The following is a 23,490-nucleotide window of genomic DNA, read 5'->3' on the forward strand; positions in this document are numbered from 1 at the left end:
ACGGGGACGGCTGGCCGGACGCCGGGCGGGACGGCTGGGCGGACGCCGGGCGGGACGGCTGGCCGGACGGCGGGCGGGACGGCGTCGGAGGCGCGGCCGTCCGCGCGTCTGGCGGGGGTCGGAGAGCGTGGCCGTCTCCCTGCCTGGCGGGCTTCGGACGGAACGGCCGCCTGGGCGGCGGGCGTCCGGGCCGGCAACGGAAGCAACAGCTGTCAGCGCAGGCGTGGGCGGGTGCACCCTGACCGTCGTGATGACCGGTCGTCGTCCCGCGCCGCCGGTACCCGGAAAGTGCGGGTTTGATCGGTGGGTGAAGCGCCGTGCCACAGGCGGTCGGAGGCTCGGACGGTGCCCTCGTGGGCCTGGCCCGGGCGGCGCGCGGGTCGCTATGATCCGGATCATGCACGACGACTTCGGGGCGCTGACGGACCGTGACCACTGGCTCGGCTGGATGGGCGACGAGCCCACCGTGGCCGTCCGGGCGGCGATCGCCAGCATGCTGAGCAGCCAGAACGCGACCGCCGAGCTGATGTGGCTGCGCCTGGTCGGCGAGCCGTACTTCCTCACCGGTGGCCGTCGGCTGCCCGAGGACCCCGACCGGGTGGTGGCCACCCGCGCCGGTCTGGCCGTGTCGTTCGAACTGTGCGTGGCGAGCGCCGACGCGGTCGGGGAACTGCGCGGGGTGTTCTCCTGGGTGGCGGCCGGCCTGGACGAGGGACTGGGCGGGCCCGCGCGCCGCGACCGCACCTATCTGGACCTGGACGAGGAACTCGCGCGGGCGTCGGAGCTGCTCGAGGAACGGGTCTACGAGCTCGACGAGGAGTAGGCGCCGCAGCACCCGCGAGGTGCGGCACCCGCGAGGTGCGGCACCCGCGAGGTGCGGCACCCGCGAGGCGCCGTGCCCGCCCTGTCCCTGCCCCGCGCCCGACCCGTCCTGGCCTGTCCCGCCCCGCGCCTCGGCCCGTCCCTATTCCTCGCCCGACCCGTCCTGGCCCGTCCTGACCCGCGCCCCGGCCCGTCCCTGTTCCGTCCCCGTTCCGCCCCGCCCCGCGTTCCGTGCCTCCGGCCCGCGTCGCCGGCCGGTTCTCGCCCCGCGCCCGCTATCGGTCCTCTACCGGTTTGGCCCAGCCAGCCAGCCAGCCGGACGGTCGGGTCAGGGCTCCGACGTCACCCGGGCCAGCAGGACGCCGCCCACGATCAGCGACAGGGCCGCCAGTCGGGTCGCGCTGACCGGATCGCGGTGCACCACGATGCCCAGCAGGATCGTGCCGACCGCCCCTATCCCGGTGAACGCGGCGTACGCCGTCCCGACGGGTAGGCCGTTCATCGCCCGGGACAGCAGGTACACCGACGCGGCGCCCAGGACGAAGCACACCAGCGTGGGCAGCGGCCTCGTGAAGTTCTCCGTCGGTCGGATGCTCTGCGCCCACACCACCTCCACGAGCCCGGCGAGAACCAGCACCACCCAGCTCACGCCCCACCCCCGAGGGCCGCGCTCGGGATCGCCGCACCCCCGGGCAGTGAGGCCAGGCTGGCCCCGTGCCCGGTCTGCGTGCCCGGGCTGGCCCCGTCACCAGCTTGGGTGCTGAGGCTGGTCCCGTCACCGGTCTGCGACCCCAGGCTCGCCGCGCCCCCGGCCACCGCGCCCCCGAACCGGGTTGTCAGTGCCTCCACCCGGGCCACCGCCGCCCGGTGCGAAGCGTCCTGCCGTTCGCGCAGGTCGTCGAGGACCGGGTCGACGCGGGCGTTGGTCAGCTCCGTGGTCACGAAGGTGACATCGGTGACCCCGTAGTGCCCGGCGAAGAAATCACGCAGGTACCGCTCCTGGTGGTCGAACGGCTCCTTCGGCGTCCCCGGCTGGTAGGAACCGCCCCGCGCGCTCGCCACCACGAAGGCGCGGCCGGTCAGATCCATCCGGGGGAAGGTCACCTGGTCGATCCACGCCTTGAGCGCGGCCGGAATCGAGTAGTTGTACATCGGCGCGCCGATCAGGACCACGTCGGCGGAGACCAGCTCGGCGAGCAGCGGCTCCACCGTGGCCCACGCGGCGCGGCGGGCGGGGGTGGTGACCGCTTCGGCGTACCGCGGAATGTCCGTGATCTGGTGGGTCAGCAGGTGGTCGCAGATCTCCGTCCACGCCTCGCCGATCGGGGGCACGGGGCCGGCGACGAGGTCGCGGTACGTGTACGCCGCGCCGGGGTGGGCCGCCCGCCAGGCCTCCGCGCAGAGCGCCGTGAGGGTGCGCGAGAACGACCGGCTCCGCGCGCTGGAGTCGAGGTGCAGCAGGTGGGTCATCGTGAGGCTCCCGGGGTAAGTGGACGGCGTGTCCGGTTAACACCGTAGCTCTAAGTGGACGGGTCGTCCAGTTGTAGTAGGGTGGGGTTCATGACCAGCTCACGGAGGCAGCCGTCGGGCGCCGGCCGCACGGACCCGGAGCGGGCTTCCGCCGAGCGGGGAGGCGCCGCCGTGCGTTCGGCCGCCGAGGGAGGGCGCGAGGTGGCACCCGGCGTATGGTCGGCGGCCCCCGGCTCTACGGCCTCTCCCGGCCCTGGGGCTCCTAGCTCTGAGGTGCCGGGTGCTACGGCGCCCGGCCCTGCGGCTCGCGACCCTGAGGCGCCCCGCGTCGCGGCGCCCGGCCGTGCGGCCCGCAGCTCTGAGGCGCCCGGCGTTACGGCGCCCGGCCGTGCGGCCCGCAGGCCTGAGGCGCCCGGTGTGACGGCGACCGGCCTTGCTACCGCGCCCGGCCCTGCGGCGCCTCCCGGAACCGATGCCCCGCCCGGACCCGGAGCTTCGGGCCCGCCGCCCCGGGAGCGCGCCGACGCCGCCCGCAACCGCGCCCGCGTGCTCGCCGCCGCCGAGGAACTCTTCGCCACCCGGGGCCCGGCCGCCGTCACGATGGAGGACATCGCCCGCGCGGCCGGCGTCGGCCGAGGCACCCTCTACCGGCGCTACCCCGACCGGGCCGCCATCGCCGTCGCCCTCCTCGACGAGCACGAACGCGCCCTCCAGGAGCGGCTCCTGCGCGGCGACCCCCCGCTCGGCCCCGGCGCGTCGCCCGCCGAGCGCCTCGCGGCCTTCTACACCGCGATGGTCGACCTGCTCAAGAACCACCACCATCTGGTACTCGGCGCGGAGACCGGCCACTCCCGCTTCGCCTCGGGCGCGTACGGCTTCTGGCGTGCCCACGTCCGCTCCCTCGTCGTCGCGGCGGGCGTCCCTGGCCCCGACGCGCTCGCGGACACCCTGCTCGCCCCGCTGGCCCCGGAGGTGTTCGGCTACCAGCGCGACCGGGGTGTCACGGTCCCCGCCATCGTGGCGGCCCTGACCCACCTGGCCCACACGACCCTCACCCACCCCGCACAGCCCTGACCCACCCGGCCCTCACCCGCCCTGGCGGTCCTGACTCACCTGGTCCTGGCCGACCTCGGATGGTCCTGACCCAACCGGCCCTCAGGCACCTCGGATGGCCTTGGCCCACCCGGCTCTCACCCGCCCCGGCCCCGGTGCCGCCCGCCCGCCACCCCAACCCGGTCGGCACCCCGCACGGTCCGGCACCCCGCACGGTCCGGCGCGTCTGGCCGACCCGGTGACCAGTGGCGCCGAACGGCAGGGGCGCCCGGCCGGCCGGCTCCCGACCCGGCCTGATCGTCGCCCCGTTCGGCCCGGACGGCCGAGACTGCCGCCCGGCCCGCTCTGCCAAGGTCGGGGAGTGCTGACCAATGTGGACGAACCCATCCTGCCCACCGCCTGCCTCGCCCAGCTCCGCAAACCGCGGACCGAGCGCTCCCAGCCGGGTATCAAGGTCAACCTGTCCTGGTGGAACGCCGGACTCGCCGAGCACGGCCTGCCCGGCGGTCCGGTGCGCGGGCGCGACGGCGAGGGGCGGTCCGTGGCCGAGGGGCGCGCGTGGATCACCCGGGAGGACGTGTTCGCGCTGGCGGCGGACGACGGTCCCGACGGTACCGCGCGCCTGCTGTGGCACGCCCTGGCCTGGGGCAGCGGCATGTCGGTCCGGAACAACCGGCGACGGCTGGCCTCTATGGCGGCCGACCTGGAGGGCGGCCTGCGGCTGCTGCGCCGGGCGGGCGGGCTCGCGGCGGAGGACCCGGCGGCCGGGTACGCGGTGCTGCTGCCCGACGGCCGGCGCCCCGCGGTTCCGTACCTCAATGCTGCGTTCTTCACCAAGTTCCTGTACTTCGCGGGCGGCGGTGCAGGGAGCCACCGGGCGCTGATCCTCGACAGCCTGGTGGCCAGGGCCCTGCACCGGCACGGGTGGACCTCGCTGGGCGCCGCGGGGTGGCCTGCGGCGACCTACGGCCGGTACTGCGCCCTCCTCGGTCGGTGGGCCGACGAGCACGGCGTGCGGCCCGACGCGATCGAACTCTGGCTGTTCCAGGAGGGCGGGCGGCTCCGGTAACCCGGTCGCCGCCCGCCGCCGGACCGCCTAGCCTGGAACCATGAACCCGTCGCGCCCCGTCATGATGCCCCGCTCCCGGGGCCGCTGACTCGCGCGCGCATGGCCCTGGATTCCCCAGGGCCGCGTCCGGAGCCCTGGGCCGTCGACCCGGAGGTTTCCGATGACCACGATCTTCCTCACCACCACGATCCCGTACGTCAACGCCGAACCGCATCTCGGCTTCGCGCTGGAGGCGGTGCAGGCCGACGTCCTCGCCCGGCACCACCGCCGCCGGGGCGACGACGTCCGGCTCCTGACCGGCACCGACGACAACTCCCTGAAGAACGTGCTCGCGGCGGAGCGGCTGGGGGTACCGGTCGCCGAGTTCGTCGACCGCAACGCCGCCGCGTTCGAGGCGCTGCGTACCCCGCTGGACCTGTCCTTCGACGACTTCCTCCGCACCAGCCGCGACCCCCGGCACCGGGCGGGCGTCGAACGCCTGTGGCACGCCTGCGCCCACGACCTGTACCGCGCCCGCTACGAGGGCCTGTACTGCGTCGGCTGCGAGCACTACGTCACCGAACCCTGTCCCGAGCATCCCGTCCCGCCCCAGCCGGTCGCGGAGGAGAACTGGTTCTTCCGGCTGTCCCGGTACGCGGGCCCGATCCGCGACGCCATCGTCTCCGGGCGGCTGCGGATCGAACCCGCCGCGCGCCGCAACGAGGTGCTCGCCTTCCTCGACAGTGGACTGCGCGACCTGTCGGTGTCCCGGTCCACCGACCGGGCCCGGGGCTGGGGGATCCCCGTGCCCGGCGACCCCGGCCAGGTCGTCTACGTCTGGTGGGACGCGCTCGGCAACTACGTGTCGAGCCTGGACTACGGCACCGGCGGCCCGGCGTACCAGCGGTGGTGGGCGGGCGCCGACCGGCGGGTGCACCTCGTGGGCAAGGGGGTGCTGCGCTTCCACGCCGTCTACTGGCCCGCGCTGCTGCTGTCCGCGGGGCTACCGCTGCCGACGGAGATCCTCGTGCACGACTACCTGACGGTCGACGGGCAGAAGATCAGCAAGTCGACGGGTACCGGGGTGGGCCCGGTCGCCCTCGCCCACCGGTACGGCACGGACGCCCTGCGGTGGTGGCTGCTGCGCGAGGTGCCCCGGGTCGGCGACGCGGACTTCACCGAGGCCCGCCTCCTCGCCCGGGCCAACGCGGACCTGGCCGGCGGCGTGGGCAACCTCGTCCACCGGGTGACCACCCTGGCCCGCCGCCACGGCTGCACCCCCGCGTCCCCGGCCCCGACCACGCCACCCGGGGACGGTCCTTCCCGCGCACTCACCGGCACGCCCAACGACCTCGGCCCCCGGGCGTCGACGCACGACGCTGTGCCCCCGGCCGAGCCGCACGGCACCGACACTGCCTCCTACGGTGCCGCGCACGGAGCTGACACTGCCTCCTTCGGCGTCCCGTACGGCGCTGATCCGGCCCACTTCGGCGCCGAGCACGGCGCTGACCCCGGCCGTCGGGCGGGAGCGGCGGTCCTGGGCGACGAGTCCGGCGAGGTGGGGGATCCGTCGGTGCTGGTGCGGGCGTGCCGGGACGCGCCCGGGTTGGTGGACTCCGCGTTGGCGCGGGCCGACTTCCGGCAGGCCGCCGGGGCGGTGTGGGCCATCGTGGAGGAGGCCAACCGGTATCTGGAACAGACCCTGCCGTGGGAACTGGCCCGCGACGGGCACCCCGTGGGCGGCATCCTCGGCGTACTGGTCGGGGCGTGCCAGGTGCTCGGCACCGAACTGGCCCCGTTCGTTCCGGACACGGCGGCACGGGTCCGCGAACGGTGCACCCCGGTCGACGGGATCCTCCCCGCGCTGCCTCCGGTCTTCCCCCGCCTCGAACCGTGAGGACCCTCGACGGCACACCGCACGGCGACCCGCACTGGCCTGCACCGGCCCGCGCGCCAGACTGCACCGGACCGCACCGGCCCCTGCACTGGCCTGCACCGGACCGCGCGCCGGACTGCACTGGCGTGCACCGGACCGCACCGGCCCGCGTGGCGGTCCGCGCCGGACCGCACGGTGGCCCTCGCACCCTGCCCACGTGCGGGGACCGGGTGTCGCGGCTGCGGCTCAGGCGGCGTGCGCGGCCCCCGTACCCGTCGAGGGGTTCAGGTTTCGCGTTTGATTTTGCGCCAGCCGCCCGCCCGGTTGTCCGCGATGATCTGCCGGAACATGGCGAGCAGCGCGGGGGCGTTGACCTGCTCGCCCTCGCGGTAGGCGACCGTCCGGGCGGTCTTGTTGTCGTGGCCGGCGGTGATGATGCCCTCGGGGTCGGGGACGATGCCGCCGTCGTAGAGGAACACGTTGACGTGGTCCTTCGCCGCCAGCAGGGCGCAGATGTTGCCGTCCAGCACGAAGTACGGCTGGACGGTGCGCTTGACGGTCTCGGTCACCTCGGGGTCGGCCGAGTGCGCCAGCTCGCGGACCTGCCGGCAGAGCTCGCGCTGCCACCCGGGCAACGCGTCGATGTACGCGTCCACCCGGGGATCGGCGACGTAGGACATGGCGGACCTCCGACCTCCGGTGTGACCTCCACGGTATCCCCGGGGTCCGACACTTCCGCCCGGATCCGCGCACCCGACTCCCGGGCATGGCCGCGCCGCCGCCGACCCTGGTCCGGTCACCGGTCACCGGTCGGCCCCGGACCCGTCGTCGGCGCCGGTTCGCTGGGCCGGCCGGGCGCGCGGCGGGTCCGGCGGCAGGGATGATGGGGCGGTGACGGACGACGCGGAGATCTCGACGGCGGAGCAGGCGGCCAACGACGCCCGGGTCCTGGGCTTCGGCCGGCTGCTGGGCGCGGCCAACCGGCTCGAGTACATCCTTGGCCGGGCCATCGAGGAGGAGTGCGGGATCAGCCACCTGATGTTCGAGGTACTGCTGATCCTCGGCCGGGCCGGCGCGCCGGGACTCACGATGCGGGCCGTCGCCCAGGAGCAGGTGCTCACGACGGGCGGCGCGACCCGGCTGGTGGACCGGATGGCGGCGGCCGGGCTGGTGGTCCGGGCGGCCGACCCGGGGGACCGCCGGGTGCAGCTCGTGCGGCTCACCCCGCTCGGCGAGGAGACCACGGTCCGGGCGGCGCGGCTGCACGTGGACAACATCCGGCGGTACTTCCTCGACCCGTTGCCGGCCGACCACCGCGACCAGTTCACGGCGGACCTGAAGATCCTCAGTTACGCCGCGCGCGACGCGCTCCCGCGCCTACGCTGAGACCCGCGCGCCCAGGTCGCAGGCCCGGTCCGCGTGGCGCGCCGCGCGTGGGGATGCCGCCGGGGCCGTGGCCCAGCACACACCAATCTCGGTGCGCCGATCCGGAATGCCTGACGCGTCAGATACTGTTGTGTCAGGTAGACCGCGTCGTCCGGCGCGGGCACAGCACCGAAAGGCACGCCCCATGAAGCTCGTGTACGTCTTCGACGCCTACTGCGGCTGGTCGTACGGGTTCACCCCCACCCTCGCGGAGGTCACCCGGCGGCACCCGGGCGTCCCGGTCGAGGTCGTCTCCGGCGGCCTGTTCACCGGCGCGCGCCGGGTGCCGATCCGCCAGTTCGGCTATGTCGGGGGCGCGAACGCGAAGATCGCCGACGTGACCGGCGTACCCTTCGGAAAGGGGTATGAAAGCCTCATCGAGGACGGTTCCTTCGTGATGGACTCCGAGGCCGCCGCCCGGGGCATGGCCGCCCTCCGCGCGCTCGCCCCGGACCGGGCCGTCGACGCCGCCGAGGCCCTCCAGCGCGCCTTCTACGTCGACGGGCTGAGCCTGTCGGACCCGGAGACCTACCGGGTGCTCGCCGCCCGGCTCGACCTCGACCCCGACGCGCTGGTCGCCGCCTTCGAGGCCCCCGCCGCCCGCACGGCCGCCGCCGCCGACTTCCGCCGCTCCCGCGAACTGGGCGTCGAGGGCTTCCCGACCCTGCTCGCCGTCGACGGGGACCGGGCCAGGGTCCTCGCGGTCGGCCACGCAGACGCCGACACCATCGACCGCCACCTGCGCTGACCCCGCCGGCCGCCCGGACCACCGACCCCCGCCGGCTGCCCGCACCGCCGACTCCGCCCACATCTCCGCCGACTCCGCGCCCGCCGCCCGGCCACCGAAGCCCCGGGCGCCCCGGCCATCAGGAACCACCCACCCACCTACCACCGACAGGGAGCCGACATGGCACCGCTCGACTTCACAGTGTTCGACCTGGACTTCCCGGTCGGCAGCCCGAACAAGACCGCCACCCTCGTCACCGGCGAGCGCGAGGCGATGCTGATCGACGCCGGCTTCACCCGGGCCGACGGCCACCGGCTCGTCGCCGCGATCCTCGACTCCGGCAAGACCCTGACCACGGTGTTCGTCAGCCACGGCGACCCCGACTACTACTGGGGTCTGGAGGTCGTCGCCGACGCCTTCCCCGACGCCCGGCTCGTGGCCACCCCGCCCGTCATCGAGCACATCACCGCCAGCTACGAGGCCAAGCTCGCCGCCTGGGAGCCCGTCGGCGTCAACCGCCCGACCCGGCTGGCCGTCCTGGCCCCGCTGACCGGGGACCTGGAGTTCGAGGGGTACACGTTCGCGTTGCGCGGCGGGCACCCGACCCTGCCGGACCGGCACTACCTGTGGCAGGCCGAGCACCGCGCCCTCGTGGGCGGGGTGCTGGTGTTCCAGGGGGAGCACGTCTGGGTCGCCGACACCGCGAAACCCGAACAGCGCGCGGCGTGGATCGCGGTCCTGGACGAGATGGCGGCCCTCGACCCCGAGCTGGTCGTCCCGGGACACCGCCTGCCGGGTACGCCGACCGACGCGTCCGCCCTCGCCTACACCAAGGGGTACCTGGAGGCGTTCGAGCGCGAGTTGGCCGTCGCCGGGTCGGGCGCGGAACTCACGGCGGCATTGGTGAGGGTCTACCCCGACGCGGGCATGCTGATCGCCGCGCAGATCGGGGCCAAGGTCGCCACCGGGGAGATGACATGGGGCTGACCGATCCGTCCGCCACAGGCGCTGCCCCCGAGCCGTCTGCGGCTGGACCGGCTACCGAGCCGTCCAGCGTGGGCGCGGCTACCGAGCCGTCCGGCGTGGGATTGGGCGCCGAGCCGGATCCGGTCGCCGAGCCGGGCTCGCCGCCGGTGACCGGGACGTCCGCCGCCCCGGCCGACGTGGTGCGCCGGCAGTATCTGGCGTCCGCCGCCGGGGACCTCGACGCGCTGCGGGCCACGCTCGCGCCCGACGTCGAGTGGACGGAGATGGCCGGCTTCCCGCTCGCCGGCACCTACCGCACCCCGGACGGGGTCACCACGCACGTCATGGCGGCCCTCGGCGCGGACTGGGACGACTGGACGGCGCACGACGACGCGTACGTGGCCGAGGGGGAGAACGTGGTCGTGCTCGCCCGGTACACGGCGCGGAACCGGGCCACAGGCAAGGAACTGGCGGCCCGGGTGGCGCACCATTTCGTGGTCCGGGGCGGGCTGATCGTGCGGTTCGAACAGTTCGTGGACACGGCGCTGGTCCGCGACGCGATGACGCCCTGACCATCGGGCCCGTCCCAGTGCCTGGGGCGCCGCGCCGGCCCCGGTGTCATGGGCACCGTGCCACGCTCTCGCGCCGGGGCACCGCGCCCGGCCCCGGTGCCCGGGCGTCGCGATGGCTCGGACTCTTCCGCTCCCGGTCCGGGGCCCGGGCGTCGCGACGGTTCGGACTCTGCCGCGCCCGGTCCGGTGCCTGGGTGTCGCGACGGCTCGGATTCCGCCACAGCCGGTCCGGCGCTGGGTGTCGCGATGGCTCGGACTCTTCCGCTCCCGGCCCGGGGGCCTGGGTGTCGCGGCGGCCCGGATTCCGCCGCACCCGGTCCGGTACCCGTGAGCTGGGGTGTCGCCCTGTGGCCGGTATTCTGCGGCGGTGACGGAACAGGTGGTCGACATCTACACCGACGGCGCGTGCGTCCCCAATCCGGGGCCGGGCGGCTGGGGCGCGCTGCTCCGGTACGGCGGGCACGAGAAGGAGCTGTGCGGCGGCGACGCCACGGTGACCACCAACAACCGGATGGAACTGCTGGCCCCGATCAGCGCGCTCGGCAGCCTGAAGCGGCCGATGGCGGTCCGGCTCTACACGGACAGCACCTACGTCCGCAACGGCATCACCGACTGGGTCGCCAAGTGGAAGCGCAACGGCTGGCAGACCAGCGCCCGGCAGCCGGTGAAGAACGTCGACCTGTGGCAACTCCTCGACGCGGCCGTGACCGTGCACCGGGTCGAGTGGCACTGGGTGAAGGGCCACGCCGGGCACCCGGAGAACGAGCGGGCGGACCGGCTGGCCAACCAGGGGCTGGAGGACGCGTTGCGCGCGGCGGGCATCGATCCGCACTCCCCGGAGGTCCGCCTCCGCCGCCCGGCCGCCGCACCCGAACCGGCACCGCAGGCCGCGGTCCTGTTCTGACCGGTCAGGCGACGCCGGCCAGCAGCCGTTCGAACGCCGCCTCGGTGACGACCGGGATCCCGTAGTCGCCGGCCTTGCGGGCCTTGCCCGACAGGCTGTCCGGGTCGGCGGCCACCACCAGCCGCACCTTCTTCGTGACACTGGGGTGCACGATCAGCCCGGCCCGCTCGGCGCGCCGGGTCCACGCGTCACGGGGCACGACGGTCTCCCCGGTGAACACGACCAGGTCGCCCTGGTGCAGCCGCAACGACCCGCCGACCACCCGACCCGTGGGCTCGCCGTCCAGGCCCGCCGCCAGGGCCGTGGTCACGGCCGACGCCGGCAGTCCGAGCAACGCCGCGACCTGGTCGAGGTCCTCCCGTTCGGTGTCGCTGACCGCGCCGTCGGCCCACGCCTGCCGGGCGAGCTGCGTCAGGTACAGGGCGTGCAGGGCGACGGTGGTGGCCCGGTCCAGGCCGAGTTCGGCGGCGACCGACACCAGCGCGTCGGCCTCGGTCGCGGAGACGTGCCGGTCGTACAGGGCCGTGTCGAGGACGGCCAGGTAGGCGTCGGCCCCCGCCGGGTCGGGGACCCGGGGCAGGCGTTCGGCGATCCGCTCCAGGAAGTGCGGGGCGTGCCGGTGCGCGCCGCGCCGGACGGGTCGGGCCGCCGACCGGTGCGGCAGCAGGGGCCAGCGGGCGGCGACGGCGGTGTCGAGGTGGCCGTTCCAGTCCACCGGGGTGCGCCCGTGCAGGTAGTGCCGGAGCAGGCCGGCGGCGGCCCGGGCGTCGTCGAGCGCGCGGTGCTGGTCGGTCAGGGGCACGCCGGCCGCCGCGCAGCAACTGGTCAGGGACCGCGAGGACGTCGCGAGGAACTGGCCGCCCAGTGCCATCGTGCACAGCCCCGGGGCCTCGGCGAACGGCATCCCGATCACGATCCGGTCGAACTCCGCGCGCAGGAACCCCTGGTCGAACGCCACGTTGTGCGCGACGAACACCCGGCCGGCGAGCAGTTCGGCGATCCGGGGCGCCAGTTCGCGGAACGTGGGCGCGTACCGCACGTCGGACGCCCGGATCCCGTGGATCTCACTCGTGCCGAGGTCGCGTTCCGGGTTGACCAGCGTGTCCCACTCGTCGACGATCCGGCCGCCCGGGTCGACGTGCACGATCGCGATCTCGGCGATCCGGTCGTGCCGGGCGGGGGACAGTCCGGTGGTCTCGACGTCGACCACGGCAAAGCCGGTCACGGCACCTCCAGGGGAGTCGGGGGATTCGACTCCACCGTAGGAGGGCGGGGCGGGGGTGCGCCTCCCCCAAAGTGTTGACGCACGGTCACCGTTCGGCCACTGCTCCAGTGTGGAGGGTCACCGCTCGGCCGGGCGGGTGCCCCGGGAGCACCGCCGGCGGCCCGGACAGCCGGTGCCGGGCCGCGCCGAGCCATGCCTTGCCGCGCGACGCCGAGCCGGGCCAGGCCGGGCCGGGCCGAGCCGTGTGGACGGTCAGCGGCGGCCCGGGAACTCCGTGCCGACCAGCCGGAGCAGCGGCGCCGCCTTCACGGCCGTCTCCTCGAACTCCTCCTCCGGATCCGACAGCGCCACGATCGCCCCGCCGACCCCGTACCGGGTCCGGTCGCCGGTCACCACGGCCGTCCGGATCGCGATGCTCAGATCGGCCGCGCCGGACAACGACAGATACCCGATCGCACCCGCGTACACCCCGCGTGGTCCGCCTTCGAGGGCGTCGATGATCCGCATCGTGCGCTCCTTCGGCGCCCCGGTCATCGACCCGCCCGGGAACGCGGCCCGGACACAGTCCACCGCGGACGCGTCCGGCCGGCGCTGGGCGACGATGGTGCTGACCAGTTGGTGCACCGTCGCGTAGCTCTCCACGTCGAACAGTTTCGGCACCCGCACGGAGCCGACGACGGCGCACCGGCCGAGGTCGTTGCGGACCAGGTCGACGATCATCAGGTTCTCGGAGCGGTCCTTCTCGCTGGTGGCGAGGTCCTTGCGGAGCAGCTCGTCCTCTTCGGGGGAGTCGCCGCGCGGCCGGGTGCCCTTGATGGGCCGGGATTCCAGGAGGCCGTCGGCGCCGATCCGGAGGAAGCGTTCGGGGGAGGTGCTGAGCACGGACAGGGCGTCGAAGCGCAGGAGCGCGCCGAACGGGGCCGGGCTGAACCGGCGCATCAGCCGGTAGCCGAGCCACGGGTCGACGGGGACCCGGGCCTCGACCATGGTGGTGAGGCACACCTCGTAGGTCTCGCCGGCGGCGATGTCCTCCTGGCAGCTGGCGATCAGGTCGAGGTACTCGCCCCGGTCGTGCCGGGGGTAGACCAGTTGCGGCGCGGGCGGTTCCGGGTCGACCGGATGCCAGCCGGCGAGCCCGGCCAGCCTCTCCGTGGTCTCCCGCAACCATTCCCGCGCCGTCCCGTCGGGCCCGGTTCCGGACGTGGTCCCGGCCTCCGCCGCGCTCCCCGCCCCCGCTTCCTCCAGTGCCAGCAGATACGTCTCCTGCCCGACGTGGTCGAACACCACCGCCCGGTCCGCGAACACCATCGCCGCGTCGGGTTCGGTCGACCGGTGCGCGCGTTCCCCGCCGCTCTGCGCCTTCAGTTCGTAGCCCAGATACCCGACCCAGCCGAGCGCGAAGTCGAACGGCAGCTCCGGCACCTCGACGGCCAGCCCCGCGAGGTCCCGCCCGATCCAGTCCCAGAAACCCCCTTCAACCTTCCGACGGGTACCAGCGGAGCCCGTCACCGTCACCGTCGTGTCCCACACGTCGGCGGTCAGCACCCGGGCGAGCGGCCCGGTGGCGTCCCCCATCACGGAGAACCGTCCGGTGCCCTCGCCGGGGCGGCTGGCGTCGAGCCAGTAGGAGTGCGGGGCGGCCCGGAACAGCTGGTCGTAGACGACCTCGTCGTTCCAGCGGGTGGGGAGCTTCTCGGCGAGTACCCGCAGAGTCCTGATCTTTTCGGGGTGTGGGGCGCGGGTCTGGTCACGCCGGGCGGCCCGGCCCGGCGTGACGTCGTGGCGGCGCTGCCAGTCGCGGGTGAGGCGCGCGAAGTTCCGCAGCAGCCGGTGGCCGTGCTCCGTGCAGATGGACTCGGGGTGGAACTGCACGCCCCACTGGGGGCGGACCCGGTGCCGCAGGCCCATCAGTACCCCGTCGTGGGTGTGCGCGGTGGCCGCCAGCGTCGCCGGCAGGTCGGTGACGGCGAGGGAGTGGTAGCGCACGGCCTCGAAGGGGTTGGGCAGGTCGGCGAACAGGCCGGTGCCGTCGTGCAGCACCTCCGACACCCGGCCGTGCCGGGGCTCGGGCGCGCGGTCGACGTTGCCGCCGGCGAGGTGCGCGATGGCCTGGTGGCCGAGGCACACGCCGAGTAGCGGGATGTCGCAGCGCTCGACGAGCGCGCGGGACAGGCCGAGGTCGCTGGCCCGCCGGGGGGTGCCCGGGCCGGGGGAGACGACCACGTTGTCGAACTCGCGGAGCCGGGCGGGTGTCCAGTGTGGATCGTCGTTGCGGACGACCTCGGGCTCGCGGCCGTTCACCTCCGCCAGGTAGTGGAAGAGGTTGTAGGTGAACGAGTCGTGGTTGTCGACCAGCAGGGTGCGCATGGGGCCTCCTGGGGCGGGTACGGGCGACGGCGACGACGAAATGCGCATGGCCCAGGAATGGTATTCGTGAATGGTCACGAGAGTACGGTGCACTCAAAGGAAAACCGGCCCCCATATAGCGGCTCTATATTTTCCGCTTCGTTCTATAGGGCCTCTGAGCTGGGAAAACAGCGCTCTGTAATGGGTAGGTTCGTCGATGTATTTCGTGTGATGCGGATCACGTGTCGGCCCGGCTTTATTCTCTTGTGGACCCCATTGGCGGCCATTAGCTTTCAGGGCGCTCCCTATTCTGGAGGCGAGAATCCATGACTCCCGACTGGGTCGACCGTGTCCTCCTCGACGGCCCCGACGACGAGGTCTGCCTGTGGTTCGCGGGCCCCGTCCGCCGGTCCAGGCTGCGCGCCGCGGTGGCCGACCGGCACGCCGCGCTCGTCGTCGCCGGGCTCCGGCCGGGCGGCACCGTGGCCCTGCGGCTGCCGCCCTCGGAGGCGTACGTGACGTGCCTGCTCGCCGCCTGGCGGGTCGGCGCGCAGGTGCTGCTCCTCGACCACCGGCTCACCCCGCACGAGGTCGACGCGGCGCTCGCCCGGCTGGAGCCGCAGCTGCTCGTGACGCCCGACGCCGAGCCCGACGGCGCGCTGCGCGGGTTCCACGAGGTCACCCCGGTGCTCACCGCCCGCCCCGGCCGCCCGGCGGACTCCGAGCACGCGCTCGTGCAGCTGTCCTCCGGTTCGACCGGCCCGTCGAAGGTGATCGGCCGGACCGCGCAGAGCCTGGTCACCGAACTGGAGCGCTACGCCCGGATCCCCGGCATGCCCGCGCGCGGCGACCGGATCGTGGTCCTCAACTCCCTCGTGCACACCTTCGGGCTGCTCGGCGCGCTGCTGCACGGGCTGCACGTCGGCGCGCATGTGGCCGTGCCGGAACGGATGACCGTGGACGGCATCCTCGACACCCTGGCCGTGGCCCCGGAGCCGACCACCCTGTTCGCGGTGCCGTTCCACCTGGAACTCCTCGCCCGGGTCGCCTCCCCGCCCCCGCTGCCCCTGGTCCGCGCGATCACCGGCGGCGAGCTGCTCCGCCCCGGGCTGGCCGGGGCGTTCACGGCGGCGTACGGCGTGCCGCTCGGCGGGTGCTACGGCATGACCGAGCTGGGCGTGATCGCGATGGACACCGCCGGCGGCCCCCCGGTCGGCCCGCCCGCCCCCGGCGTGGAGGTCCGGGTGGTCGACGGCGAGCTGCTGGTCCGGTCGCCCGCGAGCCCGTACCTGGGGCCGGCCGGTGACCGGTGGGCCGACGGCTGGCTGCGCACCCGCGACGCCGCGACCTACGACAACGGCCGGGTCACGATCCTCGGCCGGCTCGACTCGCAGGTCTCCGTCGGCGGGCTCAAGGTCGACCTGTCCGAAGTGGAGCACACGGTGGCCGCGCTGCCCGGCGTCACCGAGGCGGTCGTCGTGCACGACCGGGGGATCGAGGCGTTCGTCGCCCTGGCCGCCGGGGTGCCGGCCGCCGACGTCGAACGGGAACTGGCCGTGCGGCTGGCGGGGTTCAAGCGGCCCCGGCGGGTGCACGTCGTGCCGGCGCTGCCCCGGACCTCCAGCGGCAAGCGGAGCCGCGACCTGGCGGCGCTCCGTGCCGCCGCACAGCGATGACCCGGCCGACCGGCCGGGCCGAACAGAAGGAGTCACCCATGATCGACGAGCTGCGGACCTTCTCGCTCAGCGCGATGACGGCGATGAACTACGACGTCAGCGATGTCGCCGACGACACCCCGCTCGGCCCGGCCGGCATCGACCTGGAGTCCCTGGGCATCGCGGAGCTGGGCCTGCGCCTCCAGGACCAGTACGGCGTCCTGCTCGCCGACGAGGAGCTGGAGAAGATGGCGTACCTGACCTTCGGCGAGTTCCTGGCCGACGTCGCCGTCCGGGTCGAGCTGGTCCGCGCGGGCGGTCAGGCGGCGTGATGCTCGACCGCGACTGCGTCCTGGCCATGCTCGCCAGCTACGGCGAACGCCCCGTCGACGCCGTGGACGAGCGGATCGACTCCCTCGACCTGGCGTGGCTGCTGTACGAGATCGAGCGGCGGTTCGCCGTCCCCGTCCGGCTCGGCGACGCCGACCTGGCCCGGATCGTGACCGTGGACGACGCGGTGGCGGTCCTGGGGCCGGTGGTCGGCGGGACGGCCGCGCTGGGGGCGGCCAACCATGCCTGACGAGCCGGCCGGCACCGGGACCGGTACAGCCGGCATCCGGTCCGGCCACCCGCTCCGGCCCCGGTCCGTCGGCATCACCGGCCTCGCGGTCGCCTCCGCGTTCGGCCGGGGCCTGCCGGCGCTCGAAGCCGGCCTCGCCGCGGGCGTCCCCGCGTTCGCCCCGGTCACCCGGTTCCCGGCGGACAAGTACCGGATCGGGGTGGCCGCCGAGCTGCCCGGGGCCGGTTCGCTGCTGGACGAGCTGATCGCGGTCGTGGACCAGGCGTGCGAGGAGGCGGGCCTGCGCGACCGGGGCACCACCACCCTCCTGCTCGGCGTGCACCGTGAACCGGGCCTGGCCCGGCTGCCCCGCTGGGGCCGTGACCCCGCCGCCAGCAGCGCCGGGCTGGCCGTGACCCTCGCCGGCAAGTGCGGGCTGGCCGGATCCCCGAGGGCGTACACCACGGCGTGCGTGTCGGCGAGTACCGCGCTGATCGACGCGGCGTCGATGATCCGTACCGGCCGGGCCGACCGGGTCGTGGTGGCCGCCGGTTCGCTGGTCACCGAGGACGACTTCGCGATGTTCGACGCCGGCCGCGCGCTCGCCGCCGACGGGGTGGTCCGCCCGTTCAGCGCCGGACGCAAGGGGCTGCTGCTCGGCGACGGTGTCGCGGCCGTCGTCCTGGAGGCCGATCCGCACCGTCCACTCACGACACTGTCCGGCTGGGGCCGGGCCGGCGACGCCTACCACGTCTGCCAGCCGCACCCCGACGGCACCGGCATGGCCCGCGCGATCACCGACGCCCTCGACCGGGCCGGGCTCACCCCGGCGGCCGTGGGCTACGTCAACGCGCACGGCACCGGTACCCCCCACAACGACGCGGCCGAAGCGGCGGCGCTGCACCGGGCCCTCGGCCCGCACGCCGCACGGATCCCGGTCAGTTCCACCAAGGCCCTGCACGGCCACGTCCTGGAGGCCTCGGGCCTGCTCGAACTCGCCGTCACCGTCTCCGCGCTGCGCACCGGCCGGCTGCCGGTCAACGCCGGGCACCTCGGCCCCGACTGCGACCTCGACCTCGTCCTGACCCCGCGCGCCACCGACGCCCGGCACGCGCTGAGCCTCAACGCCGCGTTCGGCGGCGCCAACACCGCCCTGGTGGTGACCGCGTGACCGTGACCGTCCTGACCCGCGCCGAGTGGCCCGGCACCGGCGAACCCCCGGCCCTGGCCCGGTTCGTGGTGTCCTCGTTCAGCCCGCTGGTCGCCGAGGCCGCCCGGCTGTGCCTCACCGCGCACTACGGCCCGCCCCCCGTGCCCGCCGACGAGGGCGCGCGCACCGCCGTCGTCCTGGTCAGCACGGCCGGCGACATCGTCAGCGGCAGGGAGGTCGCCGACCTCGTCGACAGCGGCGGCAACGTCTCGCCCCTGCTGTTCTTCCAGTCCGTGCCCAACGCGGTCCTCGGCCACGTCGCGACCCGCTGGGGCCTGACCGGGCCGGTGGTCTGCGTCAGCCCAGCTGGCGACCCCACGGCCGACGCGCTGGACCTCGTGGACCTGATGTTCGCCGCCGGGGACGCCGACCGCGCCCTGGTCGTGCTGGTGGAGCAGTCCACCACGCCCGGGACCCCGGACCGGGCCGTCGCCCTGCTCGTGAAGCCTGGAGGCCACCCATGACCAGCATCCGCGCCCGCCTCGCCGCCGACCCCCGCCTGGGGGCCGGAAACACCATCGAGACCCTCATCGGGTACGGGGTGGACCTCGACGAACCGGCCCTCGCCTTCGACACCCCGGTCGACGGGTACCCGGCCGGGCACCCGCTCACCCTCGGCGAACTGGACCGCGCGGTCGCCGCCCGGGCCCAGTGGCTGCACGAGGCCGGGATCGGGCCCCGCGACCCGGTGGCCGTGGTCGCCCCGACGGCCGCCGACAACGTGCTGGCGTTCCTGGCGCTGGCCCGGCTCGGGGCCATCGCGGCCCTGGTCAACGCGCGCCTCGCCCCGACCGTCGCCACCGACTACATCCGCCGCCTGCGCCCGACGGCGGTGCTCGGTCCACGCTCCCTGATGGACGGAGCGCCCGGCGGGGTCGTACCTCGACAGCGCACCGGACAGGAGATCCCGGACCCCTCCCTCGCGGAGCTGGGCATCGCGTGGCTCGGCGAGGTCGCGCTCGCCGGCAACCCCGACCAGGCCCCGAAGCCCTACCGGCACCACGGCACCGACCCGGTGGCCATCACCCACTCGTCGGGTACGACGGGCGTGCCCAAGGCCGTCACCGGCACCCACGACAGCCTGTTCGCCGCGATCCGGCACCGGCTGACCGCGCCCCGCGCCCAGGGCCTCGACCGCTGGCTGAGCGTCCTGCCCGCCGCGCACAACTCGACCCTGACGATCCTGAACCTGGCGCTGTGCAACCGCACGGAACTCCTCGCGCTGTCCACCCAGTCCGGGGCGGCGACCCTCGACGCGATCGAGCAGTTCGCGCCCGGCACCGTCCTGGGCTTCGCCGGCACCTGGTCCGAACTCGCCACCGCCGACCTCGCGGGGCGCGACCTGGGCTCCGTCGCGGTGTGGTGGAACACCGGGGACTGCGCGCACGAGGCGCACATCCGGCGGCTGATCGCGACCGGCCGGCACCAGGTACCCAGCGTGGACGGGGTGGTCTGGAAGGCCGGCTCCGTGTTCGTGGACAACCTCGGCTCCTCCGAACTCGGCCACTCCGTCTTCTCCATCACCCACCGGCAGGACACGTCCCGGTACGGCCGGTGCGTGGGCCGCCCCGACCCCTACGCGGAGGCCGCCGTCCTCGACCCGGCCGGCGCGCCCGTGCCCGACGGCGAACCCGGCATGCTCGCCGTGCGCACCCCGTCGATGTCCCCCGGCTACTGGAACGACTCGGTGGCCACCTACCGGTCCCGGGTCAACGGCTGGCTCCTGACCGGCGACGTGGTGTACCGCGACGAAGCCGGCTGGTACTACCACCTCGACCGGGTCCCCGACGCCATCACCCTCCCCGACGGCACCCGGGTCTACACGGTCCTGACGGAGGAACGGATCCTCGCCGGCTGCCCGGAGGTGACCGACTGCACGGTGGTCGCCACCCCGGACGGCGGCATCCAGATCCTCGCCCAGGTCGCCGACGAGGGCGCCGGGGGCGACCTGCTGGCGCGGGTCCGGGCCACGCTGGAGCCGGGGCTGGCCGGGGCCGTGCGCCGGGTCGTCGTCGTGTCCGCCGGGCAGATCCCGCTCGGGGCCACCGGCAAGGTCCGCAAGGTCGCCCTCCGGCCGGCGGAATCCGCGACACCGTCCGGTCCGTCGGACACCGGATCGCCGCAGGCGCGGACTGGCGCACCCCACACCGGGCCCGACGCGACGACCTCCGCGCGACCCTCGGCCGCAGTCGGCTCCCCGGTTCACGGGGCGTCGTCATGAGCCGGCACGCCACGATCACCGGGATCGGACTCGTCACCCCGCTCGGTACCACCGTCGAAGGTTTCTGGAAGTCCCTGTGTGAAGGCCGGTCCGCCCTCAGCGCCCCGGACGGCCGTGGCGGCCCCCTCCTGGAGGTCGCCGGCCTGGCCCCGCCGATCGCCCCCCTCGACCTCCTCCCACCCAAGGGCGCGGTCTCCGTCGACCGGTTCGTGCTGCTGGCCGTGGCCGCCGCCGAATCCGCGCTCGCCGACGCGGGCATCGTCGTCGGCCGCGACGTCGACCCGGACCGGGTGGCCGTGATCGTGTCCAGCGCGGGCGGCGGCATGGCCACCTACGAGGAGCAGGCCCTCGGCTTCGACGCGCGCGGCCGGGTCGCGGTCAGCCCGTACCTGCTGCCGGGCATGATGATGAACCAGGCCGCCGCGCGGATCGCGATCCGGTTCGGCGTCCGGGGCCTGAGCACCGCCATCTCCTCGGCCTGCGCGGGCGGCGGCCAGGCCGTCGGCGAGGCGCTCCGGCTGCTGCGCGCCGACGAGGCCGACGTGGTGGTCTGCGGCGGCACCGAGGCCCCGTTCGCGTCGACCACCGTCGCCGGGTTCGCCAACGCGGGCACCCTCGCGCACGGCTGGGCCGACCCGGCGGAGGCGAGCCGCCCGTTCGACGCGCGCCGCAACGGGCTCGTCCTCAGCGAGGGCGCGGGCATGCTCGTCCTCGAACGCGCCGCGCACGCCGACTCCCGCTGGGCGGCCGGCTACGCCGACGTCCTCGGCTGGGGCGCCACCACCGACGCGCACCACCCGACCATGCCCCGCCCCGACGGCGCGGGCGCGGCGGCGTGCATGCGCCGGGCCCTGGCCGACGCGGGCGTCCCCGCCGGGGCGGTCGGCTACCTCAACGCGCACGCGACCGGTACCCGGCTGGGTGACCTCGCCGAGGCACGCGCCGTCCGCGACGTGTTCCCCGGCACCGGCCCCGCGGTCAGCTCCACCAAGGGCGTCACCGGCCACCTGCTCGGCGCGGCCGGCGCGGTCGAGGCCGCCGCCACCGCCCTGGCCCTGGGCACCGGCACCCTGCCACCGACCGCGAACCTCGAAGACCCCGACCCGGGGTGCGCCCTCGACCACGTCCGGGGCGCGGCCCGCCCGGCGGCGGTCGAGTACGCCCTGTCCAACTCGTTCGCGTTCGGCGGACACAACGTGAGCGTGGTCCTCGGCCGGCCCGAGACCCGGAAGGTGCGCAGTGCGGACTGACGACATCCCCTACCAGCAGTTCTGGTGGCTGCACGACGCCCGGTGGTACCAGGGCGTCGCCCGGCGCTTCGGCCAGCAGGCCGCCAACGAGATCAACGCCGAGGCCCTGCGCTTCGTGTCCCGCCGGGTCGCCGTCTGGTGCGCCCGCCGCTACGGCATCGCGCTGACCGACCAGTCGATGGCCCAGTTCCTGAGTGAGTTCGCCCGGATCCCGCAGACGATGTGGGCCGACGGCTCGATCACCGTCGAGGAGATCCCGGTCGGGGAGAACGCCTGGGAGTCGGTGCTCACCAACAGTTTCGTGCTGAAGATGCTGCGGGCCGCGAGATCCCTCGACGGGTACGAGTGCCCGTGCCTGGAGATGCGCGCCGGCTGGTGGGAGGCGCTGGGACTCACCGTGCGCGACAAGGTCGTGGCGTGCGCCCGCACGGGGGGCGACGCGTGCCGCTTCCACGCGGAGGTCGACCGCCCGTCGGCGGGCTGCGCGGCCGTCGGCGCGCCCCCGGCCGCCGGGCACCACGCGCCGGGAGCGGCGAACCCTGAGCCCGGCGCCCCCCCGGTGCCACCCGTGCCCGTCGAGCCCGAGGGCGAACCGGCGCGCGTCGAAACGGAGCCGGTCCGTGGCTGACGGCGCAGTACCCACAGTGGACCTCTGGGTGGATCCGATCTGCCCCTGGGCGTGGCAGGCGGCCCGCTGGCTGCTGGAGGTCGAGCGGGTCCGGGACGTGACCGTCCGGTTCCGGGCCATGAGCCTGTCCATGCTCAACCAGGGCAGGAAGGACCTCGACATGAGGTACCGGCTGCTGCTCAACCGAGGCTGGGGCCCCGCCCGGGTGTGCGCCGTCGCGGAGGCCAAGGACGCGCTCCGCCCGCTCTACCTGGCCATGGCCGACCGGATCCACGAACACCGCGCCGGCCTCGGCGACCCCATGCTCCGCGCCGCCCTCACCACCGCAGGCCTCCCCGAGGACTGGGCGACCCACGCCGCCGACGACACCCTCGACGCGGCCCTGCGCGCCAGCCACGACGAGGTCACCGCCCTGGTCGGCACCGACCTCGGCACCCCCGTGCTGCACGTCGCCGGCGCGCCCGCCTTCTTCGGCCCGGTCATCGCGCCCGCCCCCACCGGGGAGGCGGCCGGCAGGCTGTGGGACGGCGTACTCCTCCTGGCCGGCACCCCCGGCTTCTCCGAACTGAAACGATCACGCGAGGTGGGTACCCGATGACCAGCTCTTATGCCCTTGGCCACGCCGACCCGGAACTGGCCAGACTCGAACACCAGGCGGCGATGCTGGCCCCCGCGACCAGCCTGATCCTGCGCAACGCCGGCATCGGCCCCGGCATGCGCGTGCTCGACCTGGGCACCGGCACCGGCGACGTCGCCCGACTCGCGGCGGACCTGGTCGGCCCGACGGGCAGCGTCGTCGGCGTCGACCGCTCCGCCGACGCACTGCGGATGGCCGCGTCCCTGAGCGCCGGCCACCCCCACGTGTCCTTCGTGGAGGACGACATCGCCACCTGGCGCGACCCGGACGGCTTCGACGCCATCGTGGGCCGCCTCGTACTCGTGCACACCCCCGCCCCGGCCGACGTGCTCCGCCACCACGCCGCCACCCTGCGACCCGGCGGGGTCGTGGTGGCCGCCGAGTTCGACATGACCGGGGCCCGGTCGGTGCCGGCGACGCCGCTCGTCACCCGGGCCCGGGAGTGGATCTGCGGGGCCATCGAACGCGCCGGGATGGACCCGGGGATCGGCGCCCGGCTGGGATCCGTGTTCGCGGCGGCCGGGTTGGGGGCGCCGACGATGGTGGGCGTGCAGGGATACCACCCGGCCGGGGATCCGAACGGGCCGCTGGTGCTGTCCGGGGTGCTCCGGTCGCTGCTGCCGCTGTTGGAGGCCACCGGGATGGCCACGGCGGCGGAGGTGGATGTGGAGACGGTGCGGGAGCGGGTGGCGGCGGAGCTCGCCGGGGCGGGTGCCGTGTTCGTGCCGCCGACCCTGGTGGGCGCCTGGGCCCGGCGGTAACGGGGGACGGTCGGCGGGCGTGGACCGAACCCGCCGACCGCCCTCGCGACGTCAGGCCCCGCACCCGCGTGCCCGGACGGCGTCGGCGATCAGGGATTCGGGTGCCGTGACGGTGAACATGTCACGGCACCCGAA

At 74.8% G+C, this 23,490-nt stretch carries 24 protein-coding genes; 19 read left to right on the forward strand and 5 right to left on the reverse strand.

Going from position 1 to position 23,490, the window contains the following annotated elements:
* Positions 1-397 precede the first annotated feature (397 nt).
* The gene (locus AB0M43_RS20960; protein ID WP_363727079.1) at positions 398-823 is read left to right on the forward strand and encodes a hypothetical protein; all 426 of its coding nucleotides are present in this window, start codon (positions 398-400) and stop codon (positions 821-823) included.
* 327 nt (positions 824-1,150) lie between these two features.
* On the opposite strand, the gene AB0M43_RS20965 is transcribed toward AB0M43_RS20960, so the two are convergent.
* Together AB0M43_RS20965 and AB0M43_RS20970 are read right to left on the reverse strand one after the other, a co-directional pair.
* Positions 1,151-1,471 (reverse strand): multidrug efflux SMR transporter, encoded by a 321-nt coding sequence (locus AB0M43_RS20965; protein WP_363727081.1) that lies wholly within the window; start codon positions 1,469-1,471, stop codon positions 1,151-1,153.
* Positions 1,468-2,292, reverse strand: a complete 825-nt coding sequence (locus AB0M43_RS20970; RefSeq protein ID WP_363727084.1) for an NAD(P)H-dependent oxidoreductase — start codon at positions 2,290-2,292, stop codon at positions 1,468-1,470. The genes AB0M43_RS20965 and AB0M43_RS20970 overlap by 4 nt, the downstream gene beginning before the upstream one ends.
* A gap of 546 nt (positions 2,293-2,838) precedes the next feature.
* On the opposite strand from AB0M43_RS20970, the gene AB0M43_RS20975 reads away from it, so the two are divergent.
* The 3 genes from AB0M43_RS20975 to AB0M43_RS20985 all read left to right on the forward strand — a co-directional run bounded on the left by AB0M43_RS20975 (position 2,839) and on the right by AB0M43_RS20985 (position 6,290).
* The gene (locus AB0M43_RS20975; RefSeq protein ID WP_363727085.1) at positions 2,839-3,366 is read left to right on the forward strand and encodes a helix-turn-helix domain-containing protein; all 528 of its coding nucleotides are present in this window, start codon (positions 2,839-2,841) and stop codon (positions 3,364-3,366) included.
* Positions 3,367-3,706: 340 nt separating this feature from the next.
* Entirely contained in the window at positions 3,707-4,414 is a 708-nt protein-coding gene (locus tag AB0M43_RS20980) for a hypothetical protein (protein ID WP_363727087.1), read from the forward strand.
* A gap of 160 nt (positions 4,415-4,574) precedes the next feature.
* Positions 4,575-6,290, forward strand: a complete 1,716-nt coding sequence (locus AB0M43_RS20985; protein WP_363727089.1) for a methionine--tRNA ligase — start codon at positions 4,575-4,577, stop codon at positions 6,288-6,290.
* Between the two features lie 263 nt (positions 6,291-6,553).
* On the opposite strand, the gene AB0M43_RS20990 is transcribed toward AB0M43_RS20985, so the two are convergent.
* Positions 6,554-6,949, reverse strand: coding sequence for a DUF1801 domain-containing protein (locus AB0M43_RS20990; protein ID WP_363727091.1), 396 nt, complete (start codon positions 6,947-6,949; stop codon positions 6,554-6,556).
* A 211-nt stretch (positions 6,950-7,160) separates the two neighbouring features.
* Here AB0M43_RS20990 and AB0M43_RS20995 point away from each other — a divergent pair, with 211 nt between their 5' ends.
* The 5 genes from AB0M43_RS20995 to rnhA all read left to right on the forward strand — a co-directional run bounded on the left by AB0M43_RS20995 (position 7,161) and on the right by rnhA (position 10,863).
* A complete protein-coding gene (locus tag AB0M43_RS20995; protein WP_363727093.1) occupies positions 7,161-7,655 on the forward strand; it encodes a MarR family winged helix-turn-helix transcriptional regulator in 495 nt (164 codons plus the stop codon).
* Positions 7,656-7,839: 184 nt separating this feature from the next.
* Positions 7,840-8,442 carry a DsbA family protein gene (locus AB0M43_RS21000; RefSeq protein ID WP_363727095.1) on the forward strand — a complete coding sequence of 201 codons (603 nt, stop codon included), beginning with the start codon at positions 7,840-7,842 and terminating at the stop codon, positions 8,440-8,442.
* A 159-nt stretch (positions 8,443-8,601) separates the two neighbouring features.
* On the forward strand, positions 8,602-9,408 hold the full coding sequence (locus AB0M43_RS21005; RefSeq protein WP_363727097.1) for an MBL fold metallo-hydrolase: 807 nt from the start codon (positions 8,602-8,604) through the stop codon (positions 9,406-9,408).
* A gap of 95 nt (positions 9,409-9,503) precedes the next feature.
* Complete coding sequence (locus tag AB0M43_RS21010) at positions 9,504-9,959, forward strand: nuclear transport factor 2 family protein (RefSeq protein ID WP_363727099.1); 456 nt, start codon at positions 9,504-9,506, stop codon at positions 9,957-9,959.
* Between the two features lie 367 nt (positions 9,960-10,326).
* Positions 10,327-10,863 carry a ribonuclease HI gene (rnhA, locus tag AB0M43_RS21015; protein WP_363727101.1) on the forward strand — a complete coding sequence of 179 codons (537 nt, stop codon included), beginning with the start codon at positions 10,327-10,329 and terminating at the stop codon, positions 10,861-10,863.
* Positions 10,864-10,867: 4 nt separating this feature from the next.
* On the opposite strand, the gene AB0M43_RS21020 is transcribed toward rnhA, so the two are convergent.
* Positions 10,868-12,088: an exonuclease domain-containing protein gene (locus tag AB0M43_RS21020; RefSeq protein ID WP_363727103.1), complete on the reverse strand. Its 1,221-nt coding sequence runs from the start codon at positions 12,086-12,088 to the stop codon at positions 10,868-10,870.
* 252 nt (positions 12,089-12,340) lie between these two features.
* On the reverse strand, positions 12,341-14,455 hold the full coding sequence (pabB, locus tag AB0M43_RS21025; protein ID WP_363727105.1) for an aminodeoxychorismate synthase component I: 2,115 nt from the start codon (positions 14,453-14,455) through the stop codon (positions 12,341-12,343).
* 305 nt (positions 14,456-14,760) lie between these two features.
* Here pabB and AB0M43_RS21030 point away from each other — a divergent pair, with 305 nt between their 5' ends.
* Genes AB0M43_RS21030 through AB0M43_RS21075 form a run of 10 tightly spaced genes read left to right on the forward strand, consistent with a single transcriptional unit; the run spans position 14,761 to position 23,355 of the window.
* Positions 14,761-16,110 (forward strand): class I adenylate-forming enzyme family protein, encoded by a 1,350-nt coding sequence (locus AB0M43_RS21030; RefSeq protein WP_363727107.1) that lies wholly within the window; start codon positions 14,761-14,763, stop codon positions 16,108-16,110.
* A 38-nt stretch (positions 16,111-16,148) separates the two neighbouring features.
* Positions 16,149-16,421, forward strand: coding sequence for an acyl carrier protein (locus tag AB0M43_RS21035; RefSeq protein WP_363727109.1), 273 nt, complete (start codon positions 16,149-16,151; stop codon positions 16,419-16,421).
* Positions 16,421-16,669 carry a hypothetical protein gene (locus AB0M43_RS21040; RefSeq protein ID WP_363727111.1) on the forward strand — a complete coding sequence of 83 codons (249 nt, stop codon included), beginning with the start codon at positions 16,421-16,423 and terminating at the stop codon, positions 16,667-16,669. Before AB0M43_RS21035 ends, AB0M43_RS21040 begins: the two co-directional genes overlap by 1 nt.
* Positions 16,662-17,819: a beta-ketoacyl synthase N-terminal-like domain-containing protein gene (locus tag AB0M43_RS21045; protein WP_363727113.1), complete on the forward strand. Its 1,158-nt coding sequence runs from the start codon at positions 16,662-16,664 to the stop codon at positions 17,817-17,819. The genes AB0M43_RS21040 and AB0M43_RS21045 overlap by 8 nt, the downstream gene beginning before the upstream one ends.
* Positions 17,816-18,322, forward strand: coding sequence for a beta-ketoacyl synthase chain length factor (locus AB0M43_RS21050; RefSeq protein WP_363727115.1), 507 nt, complete (start codon positions 17,816-17,818; stop codon positions 18,320-18,322). Before AB0M43_RS21045 ends, AB0M43_RS21050 begins: the two co-directional genes overlap by 4 nt.
* Complete coding sequence (locus tag AB0M43_RS21055; protein ID WP_363727117.1) at positions 18,319-20,079, forward strand: class I adenylate-forming enzyme family protein; 1,761 nt, start codon at positions 18,319-18,321, stop codon at positions 20,077-20,079. Before AB0M43_RS21050 ends, AB0M43_RS21055 begins: the two co-directional genes overlap by 4 nt.
* A complete protein-coding gene (locus AB0M43_RS21060; RefSeq protein ID WP_363727118.1) occupies positions 20,076-21,329 on the forward strand; it encodes a beta-ketoacyl-[acyl-carrier-protein] synthase family protein in 1,254 nt (417 codons plus the stop codon). Before AB0M43_RS21055 ends, AB0M43_RS21060 begins: the two co-directional genes overlap by 4 nt.
* Positions 21,319-21,957, forward strand: coding sequence for a hypothetical protein (locus AB0M43_RS21065; RefSeq protein WP_363727120.1), 639 nt, complete (start codon positions 21,319-21,321; stop codon positions 21,955-21,957). The genes AB0M43_RS21060 and AB0M43_RS21065 overlap by 11 nt, the downstream gene beginning before the upstream one ends.
* Positions 21,950-22,555, forward strand: a complete 606-nt coding sequence (locus AB0M43_RS21070) for a DsbA family protein (RefSeq protein ID WP_363727122.1) — start codon at positions 21,950-21,952, stop codon at positions 22,553-22,555. The genes AB0M43_RS21065 and AB0M43_RS21070 overlap by 8 nt, the downstream gene beginning before the upstream one ends.
* Positions 22,552-23,355: a methyltransferase domain-containing protein gene (locus AB0M43_RS21075; protein ID WP_363727124.1), complete on the forward strand. Its 804-nt coding sequence runs from the start codon at positions 22,552-22,554 to the stop codon at positions 23,353-23,355. The genes AB0M43_RS21070 and AB0M43_RS21075 overlap by 4 nt, the downstream gene beginning before the upstream one ends.
* The last annotated feature ends 135 nt before the right edge of the window (positions 23,356-23,490 follow it).

The organism is Longispora sp. NPDC051575 (genome assembly GCF_040681875.1).
Lineage (GTDB): Bacteria > Actinomycetota > Actinomycetes > Mycobacteriales > Micromonosporaceae > Longispora.